Origin of the sequence: Acidimangrovimonas pyrenivorans (genome assembly GCF_042643245.1) — a bacterium.
Classification (GTDB): Bacteria; Pseudomonadota; Alphaproteobacteria; order Rhodobacterales; family Rhodobacteraceae; genus Acidimangrovimonas; species Acidimangrovimonas pyrenivorans.
The window spans coordinates 106,846-124,568 of sequence record NZ_JBHRSK010000013.1; the positions used below are offsets into that span (position 1 = coordinate 106,846).

Consider the following 17,723-nt stretch of genomic DNA (forward strand, 5'->3'; position numbering starts at 1 on the left):
CCCCTGCTATTAGCGCCGGACGCGCGGCCTTGGCCGTGCGTCCGAGGGCGATGGGTCATCGTCTGCCACGCCGTGACGGCCGTCCGAGGCAAGGGTGCCTTAGCGCGGTGCGAGGGAAGACCCCGCAAAAGAGGGTGTCACGAAGATCTCGATAAACCCTATTGACATATCAACATGACATTATAGCGTTTGCGAGGACTGCCCGAAGGAGGACCGCGTGCAGCAGCCAGAATCGACGGGCGCCCTGGCGCTCGATATCCGCAGCGGGATCCCGCTGTTCCACCAGGTCGCGGTGATACTGCGCGACCGCATCCTGTCGGGGGCGCATGCCGAGGGCGAGCGCCTGCCGTCCGAGGCCGAGATCTGCGACAACTTCGGTGTCTCGCGCATCACCGCCAAGCGGGCGATGGACGAGCTGGCGGCCGAAGGGCTGGTGACGCGCGCGCGCGGGCGCGGGACCATCGTCACCCAGGGCGCCGCGAAACTGCCTTTCGAGGTTTCGGTCGACGGCTGGATCGAGAACATCTCGCGCATGGGGCGGATGACCGAGGTCAGCGTGCTCGAATTCGGCTATCGCCGCGCGCCCCGCGCCGTGGCGCGGGAGCTCGGCCTGGACGAGGGGGCCGAGGTGCAGCGCTCGATCCGGGTGCGGACGCATGACGGCACGCCGCTGTCCTGGCTCGAGACCTGGATCCCGGCCGATATCGGCCGCAGCTACAGCGCCGAGGATATGGGCGCGCAGCCGCTCTTGCACCTGCTCGAGCGGGCCGGGGTGCGGATCGCCTCGGCCAAGCAGACGATCACGGCGGGGCTGGCCGCGCCGCAGGTGGCGCAGGCGCTGGGCGTGCAGGTCGGGTCGGCGCTGCTCGACGTGCGCCGGCTGGTGCGCGATGCCGACGGCCGGCCGGTCGAGTTCATCTCGATCCTCTACCGGCCCGACCTCTACCGCTTCGCCATGGAGCTGACCCGCGTCGGCGGCGCCGACGGCGCACGCTGGGAGGCCGAGAGCCCCTCTGCCGGGCCGGCCGCCGCGGCGATGCCCGGAAGCTGACATCGCATTTCAACAAGAAGGCGGGGCAACCGCCTCTGACACCGCAACAGAGAGGAAACGACATGACCAATGGTACGAAAGGCGGGCTCGACCGCCGCGGCTTTCTGGCGGGAACGGCCGCCGCAACCGGCCTGCTGGCCGCACCGGGCCTGCTGCGCGCAGCCCCGGCGGGGATCAAGATCGGCCTGATCCACCCGGTCACCGGGGCGCTGTCCTATTCCGGCAACCAGTGCCGGGCCGGCGCCGAGATGGCGATCGCCGACATCAACGCCGCCGGCGGCATCAAGGCGATGGGCGGCGCGCCGCTCGAGGCGGTGCTGGGCGACAGCCAGTCGAAGCCGGCGATCGGCGCCTCGGAAACCGCCCGCGCGATCGAGGACGGCGCGATCGGGATCGTCGCCGGCTATGCCTCGTCGATCTGCATGGCGACCAGCCAGGAAGCGGCCAAGACCAACACCCCGCATATCGTCGATGTCGGCGTCGCCGACAGCATCATGACCCGCGGCCTGACCAACACCTTCCGCTTCGGCCCCGGCTACGGCAAGATTGCCAGGGACGCGGTCGGCGCGCTCGACGCGATCAACAAGGCGGCGGGCTCGCCGGCGAAAACCGTGGTCATCGTGCACGAGGATTCGGCCTTCGGCACCGGCACCGCCAAGCTGCTGTCGAGCGAGCTGCCCAAGCACGGCTTCGAGATCCTCAAGGTCATCGCCCATCCGACGCCGACGCGCGACTTCACCAACATCGCGCTGCAGGTCAAGGCGGCGAACCCGGACATCATCATCCCGGCGAACTACTACAACGAATACGTGCTCTTCGCCCGCACCATCCGCCAGCAGCAGATCAAGCCCAAGGCGATCTATTCGGTGCTCGGCGGTGCGGCCTCGTCCTACAAGTTCGTCAAGGATTTCCCCGACGCGGCCGAGGGGGTGATGGACACCAACCACTGGTTCAACCCCAAGTCCGAACTGGCGCTGGCGCGCAAGAAGGCGGCCGAGGCCAAGGGGCTGTTCTACACCTACGAGGTCTACCTGACCTACAACGCCGTCGCCCTGCTGGCCGACGCGATCGAGCGCGCGGGCTCGACCGACCATGACAAGGTGATCGCGGCGCTCAATGCCTCGACCTGGGACAAGCACGGCATGCCCTACGGCCCGACCAAGATAGTGGACGGCCAGAACACGGGCGCCCAGCCGGTGAACACCCAGGTGCAGGGCGGCCAGATCGACGTGATCCGCCCGGCCGCGTTCGCCCAGGCCGAGCCCAAGTTCCCGATGGTCTGATCCGGTCGGGGCGGTCCGGGTTCCGGCCCGGGCCGCCCCCAAGCTGCGGAAGGCGAAGATGCCCGAGATGACGATCCTGTGGCCCGCGATCCTGAACGGGGTGACGACGGGCGCGCTCTACGCGCTGATCGCGCTGGGGCTGACGCTGATCTACGGCGTGTTGCACATCATCAATTTCGCCCACGGGGCGCTGCTGATGGTCGGGCTCTACGCCGTCTATTTCCTGTGGCGGCTGGCGGGGCTCGATCCCTATCTGTCGCTGCTGATCGTGCCGCCGCTGATGTTCGCGCTCGGCTATGGCCTGCAGCGCGGGCTGATCACCCGGGCCGCGCATGGCCGGGACGAGAATATCCTGCTGGTGACGCTGGGCCTGTCGATCATCCTCGAGAACGTGGCGCTGATGGCGTTCTCCTCCGACACCCAGACCGTCGACACCTCCTACGGCTTCTCAGTGATCGACGTGCTGGGCGCCTTCGTGCCGCTGCCCAAGGTGGTTGCCTTCCTCGGCGCGGTGGCGACGGCGCTGGCTCTCTGGGCCCTCATGACCCGGACCGATCTCGGCCGCGCCATCCGGGCGCTGGCGAAGGAGAAGAAGGGCGCCCAGCTGGTCGGCATCGACGTGCCCCATGTCTATGCCATGAGCTTCGGCATCGGCGTCGGCGTGCTGGGGATCGCCGCCTGCCTGCTGATGCCCAGCTACTACGTCCAGCCGACCGTCGGCCACGGCTTCGTCCTGATCGCCTTCACCATCGTCGTCCTCGGCGGCATGGGCAGCTTCGTCGGCGCGCTGATCGGCGGCATCGTCATCGGCGTGGTCGAGGCGCTGGGCGGGCTGTTCCTGGGCGAAAGCCTGGGTCAGATCGGCATCTTCGCGATCTTCATCCTGATCCTGCTGTTCCGGCCGCAAGGCCTGCTGGGGAGGGTGCAATGAACCGCCTCGTCCTTCTGGTCGCGATCTTCGCGGTGCTGGCGGTCGTGCCGCTCGCCGTCTCCTCGGCCTTCTGGCTGAACGCGATCATGCTGGCGCTGTTCTCGGCGCTGATCGGCCAGGCCTGGAACATCGCCGGCGGCTATGCCGGGCAGTTCAGCTTCGGCCACGCGCTGTTCTTCGGCGTCGGCGCCTACGGGGTGGCGGTGCTGCAGGTGCAGCTTGGCGTCAACCCGTGGCTCGGCCTCGTCGCCGGCGGCGCGCTGGGCGCGGGTGCCGGCGCCGGGCTGGGCTGGCTGACCTTCCGCTACGGGCTGCGCGGCTCCTATTTCGCGCTGGTCACGCTGGCCTTCGCCGAGGTCTTCCGCATCCTGGCGAATTCCGTGCCCTGGACCGGCGCGGGCGAGGGCATCCTGATCCCGCTCGACGCCCGGCCGGCGATGCTGCAGTTCAAGGCGCTCTCGGGCTATTACTGGCTGCTGCTGGCGCTGACCTTCGCCTGCTTCCTGACCGTCTGGCGGCTGGGCTGCAGCCGGCTCGGCGCCCAGATGCTGGCGGTGCGCGACAACGAGGACGCCGCCAGCGCCGTCGGCGTCGACGCCTTCAGCACCAAGTTGAAGGCGATGGCGCTGTCGGGGTTGTTCATGGGGCTGGCCGGCGTCTTCTATGCCCAGCGTTATCTCTATCTCGACCCCGGCCTCGCCTTCGGCCCGACCCAGTCGGTCGAGGCGCTGCTGGTGGCGATCGTCGGCGGCATCGGCACGCTGTTCGGCCCGTTGCTGGGCGCCTTCGCGCTGCACCTGCTGGGCGAGGTCGCGCAGACCGCGCTGGGCGACGTCCCCGGCGCCAACATGGTGATCTACGGCACGGTGCTGGTGGTGATGGTGCTGTTCCTGCCGCGCGGGCTGGCCGGCCTCGGCCACAGGCTTGGCCGGCGGACGCCGGGCGCGGGCAAGCGGCGGAGGGCGCGCGATGCTTGAAGTGCGCGGATTGACCAAGCGGTTCGGCGGGCTGACCGCCGTCGACGGGGTGGATCTCGACCTCGCCGAGGGCGGCATCTCGGCGCTGATCGGGCCGAACGGCGCCGGCAAGACCACCTGTTTCGCCCTGATCACCGGCTTCCACAAACCCGACGCGGGCAGCGTCCGCTTCCTCGGCCATGACATCACCGGCGAAAAGCCGTTCCGCATCGCCCGGGCCGGGATGGTGCGCACCTTCCAGATCGTCCAGCCCTTCGCCGGCCAGACCGTGCGCGAGAACATCGCCGTCGGTGCCCATATGCACCTGGCCGACCGCGCCGCCGCCCTGGCCAAGGCCGAGCAGGTGGCGCAGGCGGTGGGGCTGGGCGACCGGCTCGACCGCGACGCCGCCGACCTGACCGTGGCCGGGCGCAAGCGGCTCGAGGTGGCGCGCGCGCTGGCGACGGAGCCGAAGCTGCTGCTGCTCGACGAGGTCATGGCCGGGCTCAACCCGGCCGAGATCCGCGATGTGATCCCGGTGATCCGCGCCATCCGCGACCAGGGCGTGACGATCCTGCTGATCGAGCACGTGATGCAGGCGGTGATGGAACTGAGCGACCATGCCTGGGTGCTGAACCAGGGCGCCCTGATCGCCGAGGGGACGCCGCGCGCGCTGGCGGCCGATCCGACGGTGATCGAGGCCTATCTCGGCCATGGCATGGCCGCGCGACTGGCGAAGGGGGCGGCCCATGCTTGAGGTCCGGGACCTGCATGCCGGCTATGGCCGGGTCGAGGTGCTGCGCGGCGTCTCGCTCGACCTCGCGGCGGGCGAGATCGTCGCCCTGCTGGGCGCCAACGGCGTCGGCAAGACCACCTTCAACGGCGTTCTGTCGGGGCTGCTGAAACCGTGGAGCGGCGGCATCGCCTTAGAGGGCGCGCCGCTGCCGGCGGGCGACACCAAGGCGGCGCTGGATGCCGGCCTCGTGCTGGTGCCGGAGGGGCGGCACATCTTCCCCAACCTGACGGTGCGCGAGAACCTGTGGCTGGGCGGCTACCGCCGCGGCCGGGCGAACCGGGCGCGCAACCTCGACCACGTCCTCGACACCTTCCCGCGCCTTGCCGAGCGGCTGGCCCAGCGGGCGGGCACGATGTCGGGCGGCGAGCAGCAGATGCTGGCCATCGGCCGCGGGCTGATGGCCGAGCCGCGGCTGCTGATCCTGGACGAGCCCTCGCTCGGCCTTTCGCCGATCCTGGTCGAGGAGATGTTCGCGCTGATCGGCCGGCTCAATGCCGACGGGCTGACGATCCTGCTGGTCGAGCAGAATGTGCACCTGACGCTCGAGGTCGCGCATCGGGGCTTCGTGATGGAGAATGGCGCGATCACCGTGACGGGCTCGGCGCCCGAACTGCTGGCCGACCCGGACCTGCAACGCAGCTACCTGGGGGTGTGAGATGGCGATGACCCTTGCCGAGAAACTGATCGCCCGGGCGGCGGGGCGCGAGACGGTCCGCCCCGGCGAGGTGGTGACCGCCTCCGTCGACCTGGCGATGATCCACGACAGCGGCGGCCCGCGCCGGGTCGAGCCGATCCTGCAGCGCCTCGGCGTCGGCCTGTGGGACCGCGACCGGGTGGTGCTGATCTCGGATCACTACATCCCGGGCGACGACCCGGACGGCGCCGCGATCCTGAAGCTCACCCGGGACTGGGCGCAGCAATACGGCGTCACCTTCCACGACGGCCAGGGCATCTGCCATGTCGTCCTGCCCGAGCGCGGCCATGTCGCGCCGGGGATGTTCATCACCGGCGGCGACAGCCATTCGCCGACCGGCGGCGCCTTCGGGGCCTACATGTTCGGCATCGGCGCGACCGAGATGGCCGGCGTGCTGGCCACTGGCGAGATCTGGGTCCGGGTGCCCGAGACGATCCGGCTCGACTGGCAGGGCGCGCTGCCGCGCGGCGTGCTGGCCAAGGACATGATCCTGGCCATGTGCGGCCGGCTGGGGATGGATGGCGGCCGCTACCAGGCGGTGGAATATACCGGTCCCGCGATCCGGGCGCTGAACATGCAGGAGCGGATGACGCTGTCGAACATGGCCGCCGAGCTGGGCGCCCAGGCCGGGCTGATCGCGCCGGACGAGACCACCGCCGCCTATGTCGCGGCGGCGGGTGGCGATCCGGGCGACTGGCGGCACTGGCAGGGCGACGCAGGGGCCGAGATCGCCGAGCGGCACGATTTCGACGCCGCGACGCTGGCGCCGCAGGTCGCCGCGCCGCATTCGCCGGCCAATGCCACCGCGGTGGACGAACAGGCCGGGCAGGCGCTCGACGTGATCTATATCGGCGCCTGCACCGGGGCGAAATACACCGACCTGATGGCGGCGGCCGAGATCCTGCGCGGCCGGCGGCCGGCGAAGGGGGTCGAGATCCTCGTCGCCCCGTCCTCGGTCCGCGATCAGGCGCGGGCGGCGGCAGACGGAACGCTGGCCGTGTTCGAGGAGGCGGGGGCGAAGATCCTGCCGACGGCCTGCGGCATCTGCGCGGGCTACGGCGCGTCGCGGCTGGGCGCCGATATCCGCTGCCTGTCGACCACCGCGCGCAATTTCAAGGGCCGCATGGGCGACGCTTCCAGCCGGGTCTGGCTGTGCTCGCCCTATACCGCCGCGGCCTCGGCCATCGAGGGCCGCATCGCCGATCCCCGCAACCACCTGGAGGGCGCGTGATGGGCAGGGTCTGGCGGCTGGGCGACAATATCGACACCGACGCGCTGGCGCCGGGCCGGTTCATGCATCGCCCGATCGAGGAACTGGCGCAGAACTGCCTGATCGACACGGCCCCCGACTTCGCGGCGCAGGCGGCGCCGGGCGACGTGATCGTCGCCGGGCGCAACTTCGGCCTTGGCTCGAGCCGCGAACAGGCCGCGCAGGCGCTGAAGATGCGCGGCCTGCAGGGCGTGGTCGCGACCAGCTTCGCCGGCCTCTTCCACCGCAACGCGATCAATCTCGGCCTGCCGGTCTTCACCATCGTCTCGGGCCCGCTGCCCGAGGCCGGGGCCGAGGCGACGCTCGACGTCGATGCCGCGCGGCTGTGCCATGCCGGGGGCGATCTGGTGCTCGAGCCGATACCGGACTTCTTGATCGAGATGATCCGCGACGGCGGTCTGGTGCCGCACCTGGAAAAGAGACTGGCCGGGGAGGGCCGCAGATGAGCTTGAAAACCCGCCTCAAGGGGCCCCGGATCCTCGTCGCGCCGGGGGTCTACGACGGGCTGAGCGCCCATGTCGCGGCGCAGTCGGGGGCCGAGGCGCTTTATCTCTCGGGCGCCTCGCTGGCCTATACCCGTTTCGGCGGGCCGGATCTCGGCCTCGTCTCGATGTCCGAGGTCGCCGAGACCATCGCGGTGATCCGCGACCGGGTCGCGGTGCCGCTGATCGTCGATGCCGATACCGGCTTCGGCAACGCCCTGAACGTCCAGCGCACGGTGCGCAGCTTCGAACGCGCGGGCGCCGACGCGATCCAGCTCGAGGACCAGACCCTGCCCAAGCGCTGCGGCCATCTCGACGGCAAAACGCTGGTGACGACGGGCGAGATGGTGGGCAAAATCCGGGCTGCCCTCGATGCCCGCGCCTCGGACGAGACGCTGATCATCGCCCGCACCGACGCCATCGCCGTCGAGGGCTTCGAGGCGGCGCTGGCGCGGGCCCATGCCTATGCCGAGGCCGGCGCCGACGCGCTGTTCGTCGAGGCGCTGCGCGACCAGGACCAGATGCGCCGGGTGGTGGCCGAGCTCGGCCCGCGCTGCCCGCTGATGGTCAACATGGTCGAGGGCGGCAAGACCCCGGCCGCCGACGCCGCCGAACTGGAGCGCCTCGGCTTCAGCCTCGTCATCTTTCCCGGCGGGGCGGTGCGCGCCATCGCCCGCACCCTGCAGGACTTCTACGCCAGCCTGATGGCCAACGGCACCAATGCCCCCTTCGCCGACCGGATGTTCGATTTCGCCGGTCTCAACGACCTGATCGGCACGCCCGCGATCCTCGCCCGCGGCGACAGCTATGGAGACGATGAATGAGCCTCGATCCCGTCACCCTCGCGATCCTCAAGGGCCGGTTCGAGCAGATCGCCGACGAGATGGACGCGACGCTGTTCCGCTCGGCCTTCAACCCGATCATCGCCGAGGCGCATGACGCCTCGCACGGGCTCTACGACGCCGAAACCGGCGAGACGCTGGCCCAGGGCAAGTCGGGCCTGCCGATCTTCGTCGGCGTCATGGCCTTTGCGGTCAAGGCGGTGATCGAGAAGGCGGCCGAGGAGGGCGGGCCGAAGGACGGCGACGTCTGGATCTTCAACGATCCCTATCTCGGCGGCACCCACCTGTCGGATTTCCGCCTCGTCCGGCCACTGTTCCGCGACGGCAAGGTGTTCTGCTACCTCGCCTCGGTCGGCCACTGGCACGATGTCGGCGGCAACGTGCCGGGCAACTACAACCCGGTCGCGACCGAGAGCTTCCAGGAGGGGATGCTGATCCCGCCGGTCAAGCTGTTCGATGCCGGGGTCTACCGGCCCGACATCGTCTCGATCCTGTCGGCCAACTCGCGCCTGCCGGGCTCGCTCTACGGCGACTTGAACGGTCAGATCAACGCGCTGGAGCTGGGCGTGAAGCGGATGCATCAGCTGCTGGACGAATATGGCGACGCCACCTGCGCCGCGGCGTTCGACGCCCTGCGCGCCAGCGCCGCCGAGATCATGCGGGCCGAGATCCGCGGCCTGCCGGATGGCAAGGTCAGCGTCGAGGACTGGCTCGACAACGACGGCATCGTCGATGCGCCGCTGAAGATCGCGCTCGACATGACCATCGACGGCGATGCGCTGACCCTCGATTTCTCGCGCTCCTCGCCGGCCTGCGCCGGGCCGGTGAACATCGCCCGCACCACTACCGTCGCGGCCTGCTACGTCGCCCTCAAGCACATCTTCGGCGACGTGCCGGCCAATGCCGGCGTGCTGGCCCCGGTCGAGGTGGTCACCGATCCCGGATCGCTGCTGGCGGTCGAGGCGCCGAAACCGGTGGGCGGCTATACCGAGACCATCCTGCGCCTGATCGACGTCGTCTTCCAGGCGGTCGGCCGGATCGCGCCCGAGCGCGCCCCGGCCTGCGCCTATGGCACGATCAACGCGCTGTCGATGGCGGGGACGCGCGGCGACGGCCGGCGCTGGGTGCTGTTCTCGTTCTTCGGCGGCGGCCATGGCGGCCATTCCGACGGCGACGGCCTCAGCCACGGCAACGCCCCGATCTCGACCGCGACGATCCCGCCGCTGGAAATCCTCGAGGCCGCCTACCCGGTCAAGTTCACCGAATGGGCGCTGCGGCCGGATTCGGGCGGCGACGGACAGCACCGCGGCGGCCTCGGCGCGGTCTACGAGATCGAGCTGCTGGAAGAGCAGGCCGACCTGTTCCTGTTCGGCGAACGTGGTCGCCACGCGCCGCGCGGCGCCAATGGCGGCGGCGACGCGGCGCTGAACCGCTTCACCTACCCGGTGAACGGGGTGCCGACCGAACCGCCGATGACCTCGAAACTCCACGGCGCCAGGCTGTCGCGCGGCGACAGGGTGCGGCTGGAAAGCCCCGGCGGCGGCGGCTGGGGCGACCCGGCGGCCCGCACCCCGGAGGCGCGCCAGCGCGACCGCGATCTCGGCTATGTGACGAAGGGCTGATCCATGACCACCAAACCCTATGCCGTCGGCGTCGATGTCGGCGGCACCTTCACCGACATCTTCGTCCTCAACCAGGAGACCGGCGAGGCCGGGATCACCAAGCTGCCCTCGACGCTGGACAACCAGTCGCGCGGGCTGGTCGAGGGGATCGGCCGCAAGATCGACGATTTCGGCGCCATCGCCTCGGTGATCCACGGCACCACCACCGGCACCAACGCGCTGCTGGAACGCAAGGGCGCCGTCACCGGCATGATCACCAGCGCCGGCTTCCGCGACGTGCTCGAGATGCGGCGGCGCGACCGGCCGCAGACCTGGGGCCTGCGCGGCGATTTCACCCCGGTGATCCGCCGCGACCGCCGCCTCGAAGTGGCCGAGCGCACCCATGCCGACGGCACCGTGGTGACCGCCGTCGATCCCGAAGAGGTCCAGGCGGCGGCGCGGCAGCTGCTCGAGATGGGCTGCGCCTCGGTCGTGGTCTTCTTCGTCAACTCCTATGCCAACGACGCCAACGAGCGTGCCGCGACCGAGGCCGTCCGTGCCGTCTGGCCCAACGCCTATGTCACCCGCGCGACCGAGATCCTGCCCGAGATCCGCGAATTCGAACGGGTCTCGACGGCCGGCCTCAACGCCTATCTGCAACCCGTCGTCTCGTCCTACATGGACCGGCTCGACGCCGGGCTGGCCGAACACGGCTTCGACGGCGACCTGCTGATCGTGCAGTCGAATGGCGGGGTGATGTCGGTCGACACCGCCCGGGCCTACCCGGTGCGCACGGCGCTGTCGGGCCCGGCCGCCGGCGTGCGCGCGGCCCAGGCGATCGCCGGCGCGGCCGGGATCGGCGACATCATCACCTGCGACCTCGGCGGCACCTCCTTCGACGTGTCGCTGATCGCCGGCGGCGAGGCGGCGCTGGCGGCGCAGACCGCGATCGATTTCGGTCTCGTCGTCCGCACCCCGATGATCGAGATCACCACCATCGGCGCCGGCGGCGGTTCGATCGCCTCGATCGACGCGGGCGGGCTGCTGCAGGTCGGGCCGGAAAGCGCGGGCTCGCATCCCGGGCCGGTCTGCTATGGCCTCGGCAACGACCGGCCGACGCTGACCGATGCCAACCTCGTGCTCGGCCGGATCAATGCCGACCGGCCGATCGGCGGCACGCTCGACCGGCTGGATGTCGAGGCGGCGCGCGCCGCCGTCGCCCGCAGCGTCGGCGATCCGCTGGGGCTGAGCCCGGAAGCCGCCGCCGAGGCGATCCTGCGGGTGGCCAATGCCAAGATGGCGGGGGCGATCCGCCTGGTCTCGATCGAGCGCGGCTACGACCCGGCACGGTTCCACGCCATGCCCTTCGGCGGCGGCGGCTCGCTCCATGTCGGGGCGCTGATCGACGATTGCGGGCTCAAGGGCGCGCTGGTGCCGCGCTATCCCGGCGTGACCTCGGCGCTGGGCTGCGTCGTCGCCGACATGCGCCACGATCGGGTGCGGACGGTGAACCGGATGCTGTCGGAGCTCGATGCCGACGCGCTGGGCAAGGAGATGCAGGCGGTGGCGGACGAGCTGCACGCCCTGCTCGACCGCGCCGGCGTGGCCTTCGCCGGGGTCGAGGAGGTGTTCGAGCTCGACATGCTCTATCTTGGCCAGACCCATACCGTTGCGGTGCCGCTGGCCGTGCCCGAGGGCGGCCTGACGGCAGAGGCGATCTCCGAAGCCTTCGACGCGGCCTACAAGGCGGCCTTCGGGCGGCTGCTGGACGGCATTCCCAAGCGGGTGATGAACCTGCGCGTCGCCGTCATCGGCCGCCGCCCGCCCTTCGACATGACCGTCTTCGCCCCGACCGACGGCCGCCCCGCGGCCGACTGCGTCATCGCCCGACGCGATGTCTTCGTCGCCGGCGGCTGGCAGCAGGTGCCGGTCTACGACCGCCTCGCGCTGGCGGTGGGCGCCGTGGTCTCCGGCCCGTGCCTGCTGGAACAGGCCGACACCACGATCTTCGTCGATCCCGGGCTGCAGGCCCGCTGCGACACCTTCGGCAACCTGATCCTGGAGCGCCAGACATGAGCGATTTCGACCCCGCGCGCACCGCGCTTCTGATCGTCGATCTGCAGAACGATTTCCTCGACCCGAAGGGGGCCTATGGCCGCGCCGGCCAATCCGCCGCCGCCATCGCCGCATTGCCGGAACGCGTGAAACCTGTCGCCGACGCTTTGCGCGCCAAGGGCGGCTGGATCGTCTCGACCCAGTTCACGCTGGTCCCCGCCAAGGGCGGCGAGCCGATGATCTCGCCCCATCTCAAGAAGCTGCGGCCGTTCCTGCGCAAGGGCGACTTCCAGCCCGGTGCCTGGGGCCATCAGCTTGTCGATACCCTGCAGCCGGCCGACCTGAGCGTCGAGAAGGTCGCCTATTCGGCGTTCTACCAGACTCGGCTGGAATGGCTGCTGCGCAAGACCGGGATCGACACCGTGATCGTCTGCGGCATCGTCACCAATGGCGGCGTCGCCTCGACCCTGCGCGATGCCCATGTCCGCGACCTGCACACGATCCTGCTGACCGACGGCTGCGCCGCCTTTTCCGAGGCCACGCACGAGGCGACCATCGCCGCGCTTGCCACCGTGTCCGAGACGGCGACCTGCGCCGAGATGGCGGCGCGGCTGGCATGAGCCGGGTGCTGCCGCCCCCGGACCGCTTCGACCTGAGCGTCGAGGTGCTGGTGATCGGCGCCGGGGCGGCGGGCATGGTGGCGGCGCTGCGGCTGGCGGATGCAGGGACCGAGGCGATGGTGCTGGAACGCGACCCGCGGCCGGCGGGCAGCACGGCGATGTCGTCGGGCTTCATCCCGGCGCCGGGCACGCGGACGCAGAAGGCGGCCGGCGTCACCGACAGCGCCGAGGCCTTCGCCGCCGATATCGCCCGCAAGAGCCACGGCACCGGCGATGCCCGGCTCGGGGCGTTGGCGGCGTGCAGCATCGGCCCGGTGCTCGACTGGCTGGCCGAGGTGCATGGCCTGGAGTGGGAATTGCTGACCGATTTCCTCTATCCCGGCCACTCGGCGCACCGCATGCACGCGGTGCCGGAACGCACCGGCGCCGCGCTGCTGGCCCGGCTTGGCGCTGCGGTCGAGGCGGCGGGCGTCCCCGTCGTCACCGACGCCCATGTGACGGCGCTGTACGCCGACGGGCAGCGCGTGGTCGCGGCCGAGGTCACCCGTCCGGACGGCCGTGTCGAACGGATCGGCTGCGCCGCGCTGGTGCTGGCCAGCTCGGGCTATGGCGGCAACCCGGAGCTGGTGGCCCGGCATGTCCCGGCGATGGCCGCTGCGCCCTATTACGGCCATCCCGGCAATCGCGGCGACGCGCTGCTCTGGGGCCAGGCGCTGGGCGGCGCGGTGCAGGACCTGTCCGGCTGCCAGGGCCACGGCTCGCTCGCCCATCCGCACGGGGTGCTGATTACCTGGGCGCTGATGGCCGAGGGCGGCATCCAGGTCAATGCCGACGGCCGGCGCTTCGCCGACGAGCATCGCGGCTATTCCGAGCAGGCGCTCGACGTGCTGGACCAGCCCGACGGAATCGCCTGGGACATCTTCGACGACCGGCTGCTGGCGCTGGCGCGCGGCTTTCCCGACTTCCGCGCCGCCGAGGCCGCCGGGGCGGTGCTGAGCGGGGCGAGCGTGGTCGAGCTGGCCCGGGTCACCGGCCTGCCCATGGCCGCGCTGGCCGAGACACTGGCCCTCTGCGCAGCTTGTGCACAGGGGCAGGCGACGGACCCGCTCGGCCGGAATTTCACCACGCGTCCCGCGCTGACGCCGCCCTTCCACGCCGTCCGCGTCACCGGCGCCCTGTTCCACACCCAGGGCGGGCTGCTGATCGGCGACGACGCCCGGGTCTTCACCGCGGACGGGACGCCGTTGCCCAATCTCTTCGCCGCCGGCGGCGCGGCGGCGGGCGTTTCCGGCCCCGACCCGGACGGCTATCTCTCGGGCAACGGCCTGCTGACGGCCGTCGCCTTCGGATCGCTTGCCGGGCAGGGCGCATCGCGATTGGGCGCGGCACGCCGGTCGTGACGGCCGCTTCCGGCCCCGCCGAGGCGCGGCCCTCTACCGAGTTGACATTCCACCACCGATGCCGGACCCGTGAGGGGGGGCAGGACCGGAGGGCACGATGAGCGCGGACAATTGGGATTTCTGGATCGACCGGGGCGGCACCTTCACCGATGTGGTGGCGCGGCGTCCGGACGGCGTCCTGGTGACCCACAAGCTGCTGTCGGAGAACCCCGAGCGCTATCGCGACGCCGCCGTCCAGGGCATCCGCGAGCTGCTCGGTCTGTCCGCCGGCGACGTCCTGCCCGCAGGCGCCATCCGCGCCGTCAAGATGGGCACCACGGTGGCCACCAACGCCCTGCTGGAGCGCAAGGGCGAGCGCGTGCTGCTGCTGATCACCGAGGGTTTCCGCGACCTGCTGCGCATCGGCTACCAGGCCCGGCCGCGGCTGTTCGACCTCAACATCAAGCGCCCCGACCTGCTCTATGAACAGGTCGCCGAGGTGCCCGGCCGACTGAACGCCGAGGGCGAGGAGATCGCCCCGCTCGACGAGGAAGCCGCCCGCGCCGCGCTCAAGGCCGCCCATGCCGAGGGCATCCGCGCCGTCGCCATCGCCTTCCTGCACGGTTATCTCAACCCCGATCACGAGGCCCGCGTGGCCGAGATCGCCCGCGCCGAGGGTTTCAGCCAGGTCTCGACCAGCCACGAGGTCTCGCGCCTGGCCAAGCTGGTCGGGCGCGGCGATACCACCGTCGTCGATGCCTATCTCTCGCCGATCCTGCGCCGCTACGTCGCCCAGGTCGCCGAGGCGCTCGACATGGGATCGGCGACCGAGCGGCTGTTGTTCATGCAGTCGAATGGCGGGCTGACCGACGCCCAGCGGTTCCAGGGCAAGGACGCGATCCTGTCCGGTCCCGCCGGCGGCATCGTCGGCATGGTCAAGACGGCCGAGGCCGCCGGCTTCGACCGCCTGATCGGCTTCGACATGGGCGGCACCTCGACCGATGTCAGCCACTATGCCGGCGTTTACGAACGTTCGTTCGAGACCGAGGTGGCCGGGGTGCGGATGCGGGCGCCGATGATGGACATCCATACCGTGGCGGCGGGTGGCGGCTCGATCTGCTCGTTCCGCGACGGCCGCTACCAGGTCGGCCCCGAGAGCGCCGGCGCCAATCCCGGTCCGGCCGCCTATCGCCGCGGCGGGCCGCTGACGATCACCGACTGCAACGTCATGCTGGGCAAGCTGTCGCCGCGCCATTTCCCGGCGGTGTTCGGGCCCGAGGGCGACCAGCCGCTGGACGCCGAGGTGGTGCGCGAGAAATTTGCCGCGCTGGCGGTCGAGATCGCCGAAGCGACCGGTCAGCCGGCCGAGACGCCGGAAGCGGTGGCCGAGGGCTTCTTGCGCATCGCCGTCGACAACATGGCCAACGCGATCAAGAAGATCTCGGTCCAGCGCGGCCATGACGTCACCGGTTACACCCTGCAATGCTTCGGCGGCGCCGGCGGCCAGCATGCCTGCCTCGTCGCCGACGCGCTGGGTATGAGCCGGGTCTTCCTGCATCCCTTCGCCGGCGTGCTGTCGGCCTACGGCATGGGCCTGGCCGAGATCCGCAGCCTGCGCGAGGTCCAGCTCGACGCGCCGCTGGCCGATATCGCCGCCGCGCAGGCCGCCGTCGACAAGCTGGCCGAGCAGGCCGGGGCCGAGGTCGCCGCCCAGGGCGTTGCGCCGGAAACCATCCGCAACGAGGCCCGCGCCCATCTGCGCTACGAGGGCTCGCACCAGACCCTCGAAGTGCCGTTCGGCACGGCGGAACAGATGCAGGCCGATTTCGAGGCCGCGCACCTGGCCCGCTTCGGCTTCACCTCGCCGGAACGGGCGCTGTTCTACGACCTGGTCAGCGTCGAGGCGATCGGCGGCGCCAGCGAATTGCCCGAGGAAGCCGCACCCGAGGCAGGGATGCCGGAGCCGCGCGACCAGCTCGAGGTCTTCCTCGGCGGCGAGATCCGGCCGGTGCCGCTCTATGCCCGCGACAGCCTCGGTGCCGGCGCCAAGCTCACCGGCCCCGCCATCCTGACCGAGCCGACCGGCACCACGGTGGTCGAGCCCGGCTGGACCGCCCGCGCCGATACCCGTGGCAACCTGATCCTCGAGCGCAGCGCCGCGCTGGCCCGGCCGCCGGCGGCCGGGACCGAGGTCGATCCGGTGCTGCTGGAGGTGTTCAACAACCTGTTCATGTCGGTGGCCGACCAGATGGGGGCGACGCTGGCCAACACCTCGTGGTCGGTGAATATCAAGGAGCGGCTCGATTTCTCCTGCGCCATCTTCGATGCGGCCGGCGACCTTGTCGCCAATGCGCCGCATGTGCCGGTCCATCTCGGCTCGATGTCCGACAGCATCAAGACGGTGATGCGCGAGAATGCCGGGCAGTTCCGCTCCGGCGACGCCTTCATGCTCAACTCGCCCTATAACGGTGGCACCCACCTGCCCGACGTCACCGTGGTGACGCCGGTCTTCGTCGGCGACACGCCCGCCTTCTGGCTCGGGTCGCGCGGCCACCATGCCGATATCGGCGGCCGCACGCCGGGCTCGTCGCCGCCCGACAGCACCGTGATCGAGGAGGAGGGCGTGCTGATCGACAATGTCCGCCTCGTCGACCGGGGCCGGTTCCTCGAGGACGAGGCCCGCGCCGTGCTCGGCTCCGGCCGCTGGCCCTGCCGCAACCCGGTCCAGAACCTTGCCGACCTCAAGGCCCAGGTGGCGGCGAACGAGACCGGGCGGCGCGAGCTGCTCAAGGTGGTCGAGAGCTACGGGGCGGAGGTGGTGACGGCCTATATGGGCCATGTCCAGCGCAATGCCGAGGAACTGGTGCGGCAGGTGATCGACCGGCTCAAGGACGGCCGCTTCTCCTACCCGATGGATATCGGCACCACGATCGAGGTCGCGGTCCGCGTCGACCGGCAGGCGCGCGCGGCGAAGATCGACTTCACCGGCACCAGCGCGCAATACGCGGGCAACTACAACGCCCCGCTGGCGGTGGCGCGGGCGGTCGTCCTTTATGTCTTCCGCACCCTGGTCGGCAAGGAGATCCCGCTCAACGAGGGCTGCCTCAAGCCGCTCGACATCGTCGTGCCCGAGGGCACGATGCTGAACCCGCGCTATCCGGCAGCGGTGATTGCTGGCAATACCGAGGTCAGCCAGGCCGCCTGCAACGCGCTCTACGGCGCGCTGGGGGTGATCGCCGGCAGCCAGGCGACGATGAACAATTTCGTCTGGGGGAACGAAACTTTCCAGAATTACGAAACAATCGCCGGCGGCACCGGCGCCGGGCCCGGCTTCGACGGCTGCGACGCGGTGCAGAGCCACATGACCAACACGCGGATGACCGACCCGGAGATCCTCGAAAAACGCTTCCCGGTCCGGCTCGAGGTCTTCGGCATCCGCCCCGGCTCGGGCGGCGCCGGCGAATGGCATGGCGGCAACGGCGTCCGCCGGGTGCTGCGTTTCCTCGAACCGGTGACGGTGACGACGCTGTGCTCGCACCGCATCGTTCCGCCCTTCGGCGCCGCCGGCGGCGCCCCCGGCGCGGTGGGCGAGAACTGGGCGCTGTGGTCCGACGGCCGCCGCGAGCGCCTCGACGGCAACGACGAGCGCGACCTGCCCGCCGGCGCCGGCTTCGAGATGCTGACCCCGGGTGGCGGCGGCTGGGGGGCACCGGAAGCCTGATCTTCTTCTTTGCCCAAATACTCCGCGGGGGTCCGGGGGCGC

At 70.7% G+C, this 17,723-nt stretch carries 14 protein-coding genes; all 14 read left to right on the forward strand.

Translation table 11 applies throughout. The annotated features are described in order from the left end of the window. The first annotated feature begins 217 nt into the window (after positions 1 to 217). A complete protein-coding gene (locus ACFOES_RS15555) occupies positions 218 to 1,051 on the forward strand; it encodes a GntR family transcriptional regulator (protein WP_377834225.1) in 834 nt (277 codons plus the stop codon). A 62-nt stretch (positions 1,052 to 1,113) separates the two neighbouring features. Next, complete coding sequence (locus tag ACFOES_RS15560) at positions 1,114 to 2,334, forward strand: ABC transporter substrate-binding protein (RefSeq protein WP_377834226.1); 1,221 nt, start codon at positions 1,114 to 1,116, stop codon at positions 2,332 to 2,334. A gap of 58 nt (positions 2,335 to 2,392) precedes the next feature. Next, entirely contained in the window at positions 2,393 to 3,265 is an 873-nt protein-coding gene (locus ACFOES_RS15565; RefSeq protein ID WP_377834227.1) for a branched-chain amino acid ABC transporter permease, read from the forward strand. Further along, positions 3,262 to 4,242 (forward strand): branched-chain amino acid ABC transporter permease, encoded by a 981-nt coding sequence (locus ACFOES_RS15570; RefSeq protein WP_377834228.1) that lies wholly within the window; start codon positions 3,262 to 3,264, stop codon positions 4,240 to 4,242. Before ACFOES_RS15565 ends, ACFOES_RS15570 begins: the two co-directional genes overlap by 4 nt. Beyond that, complete coding sequence (locus tag ACFOES_RS15575) at positions 4,235 to 4,978, forward strand: ABC transporter ATP-binding protein (RefSeq protein ID WP_377834229.1); 744 nt, start codon at positions 4,235 to 4,237, stop codon at positions 4,976 to 4,978. Before ACFOES_RS15570 ends, ACFOES_RS15575 begins: the two co-directional genes overlap by 8 nt. Further along, entirely contained in the window at positions 4,971 to 5,672 is a 702-nt protein-coding gene (locus tag ACFOES_RS15580) for an ABC transporter ATP-binding protein (protein WP_377834230.1), read from the forward strand. Before ACFOES_RS15575 ends, ACFOES_RS15580 begins: the two co-directional genes overlap by 8 nt. Before the next feature lies 1 nt (position 5,673). Continuing rightward, positions 5,674 to 6,942 carry a 3-isopropylmalate dehydratase large subunit gene (locus ACFOES_RS15585; RefSeq protein WP_377834231.1) on the forward strand — a complete coding sequence of 423 codons (1,269 nt, stop codon included), beginning with the start codon at positions 5,674 to 5,676 and terminating at the stop codon, positions 6,940 to 6,942. Continuing rightward, the gene (locus ACFOES_RS15590) at positions 6,942 to 7,427 is read left to right on the forward strand and encodes a LeuD/DmdB family oxidoreductase small subunit (protein WP_377834232.1); all 486 of its coding nucleotides are present in this window, start codon (positions 6,942 to 6,944) and stop codon (positions 7,425 to 7,427) included. Before ACFOES_RS15585 ends, ACFOES_RS15590 begins: the two co-directional genes overlap by 1 nt. Further along, positions 7,424 to 8,287 carry an isocitrate lyase/PEP mutase family protein gene (locus ACFOES_RS15595; RefSeq protein WP_377834233.1) on the forward strand — a complete coding sequence of 288 codons (864 nt, stop codon included), beginning with the start codon at positions 7,424 to 7,426 and terminating at the stop codon, positions 8,285 to 8,287. The genes ACFOES_RS15590 and ACFOES_RS15595 overlap by 4 nt, the downstream gene beginning before the upstream one ends. After that, complete coding sequence (locus tag ACFOES_RS15600) at positions 8,284 to 9,927, forward strand: hydantoinase B/oxoprolinase family protein (protein ID WP_377834234.1); 1,644 nt, start codon at positions 8,284 to 8,286, stop codon at positions 9,925 to 9,927. The genes ACFOES_RS15595 and ACFOES_RS15600 overlap by 4 nt, the downstream gene beginning before the upstream one ends. A 3-nt stretch (positions 9,928 to 9,930) precedes the next feature. After that, positions 9,931 to 11,982 (forward strand): hydantoinase/oxoprolinase family protein, encoded by a 2,052-nt coding sequence (locus ACFOES_RS15605; protein WP_377834235.1) that lies wholly within the window; start codon positions 9,931 to 9,933, stop codon positions 11,980 to 11,982. Next, entirely contained in the window at positions 11,979 to 12,581 is a 603-nt protein-coding gene (locus ACFOES_RS15610; RefSeq protein ID WP_377834236.1) for a cysteine hydrolase family protein, read from the forward strand. The genes ACFOES_RS15605 and ACFOES_RS15610 overlap by 4 nt, the downstream gene beginning before the upstream one ends. Further along, positions 12,578 to 13,981: an FAD-dependent oxidoreductase gene (locus tag ACFOES_RS15615; protein ID WP_377834237.1), complete on the forward strand. Its 1,404-nt coding sequence runs from the start codon at positions 12,578 to 12,580 to the stop codon at positions 13,979 to 13,981. The genes ACFOES_RS15610 and ACFOES_RS15615 overlap by 4 nt, the downstream gene beginning before the upstream one ends. A gap of 97 nt (positions 13,982 to 14,078) precedes the next feature. Then, a complete protein-coding gene (locus ACFOES_RS15620) occupies positions 14,079 to 17,681 on the forward strand; it encodes a hydantoinase B/oxoprolinase family protein (protein ID WP_377834238.1) in 3,603 nt (1,200 codons plus the stop codon). Positions 17,682 to 17,723: the final 42 nt, after the last annotated feature.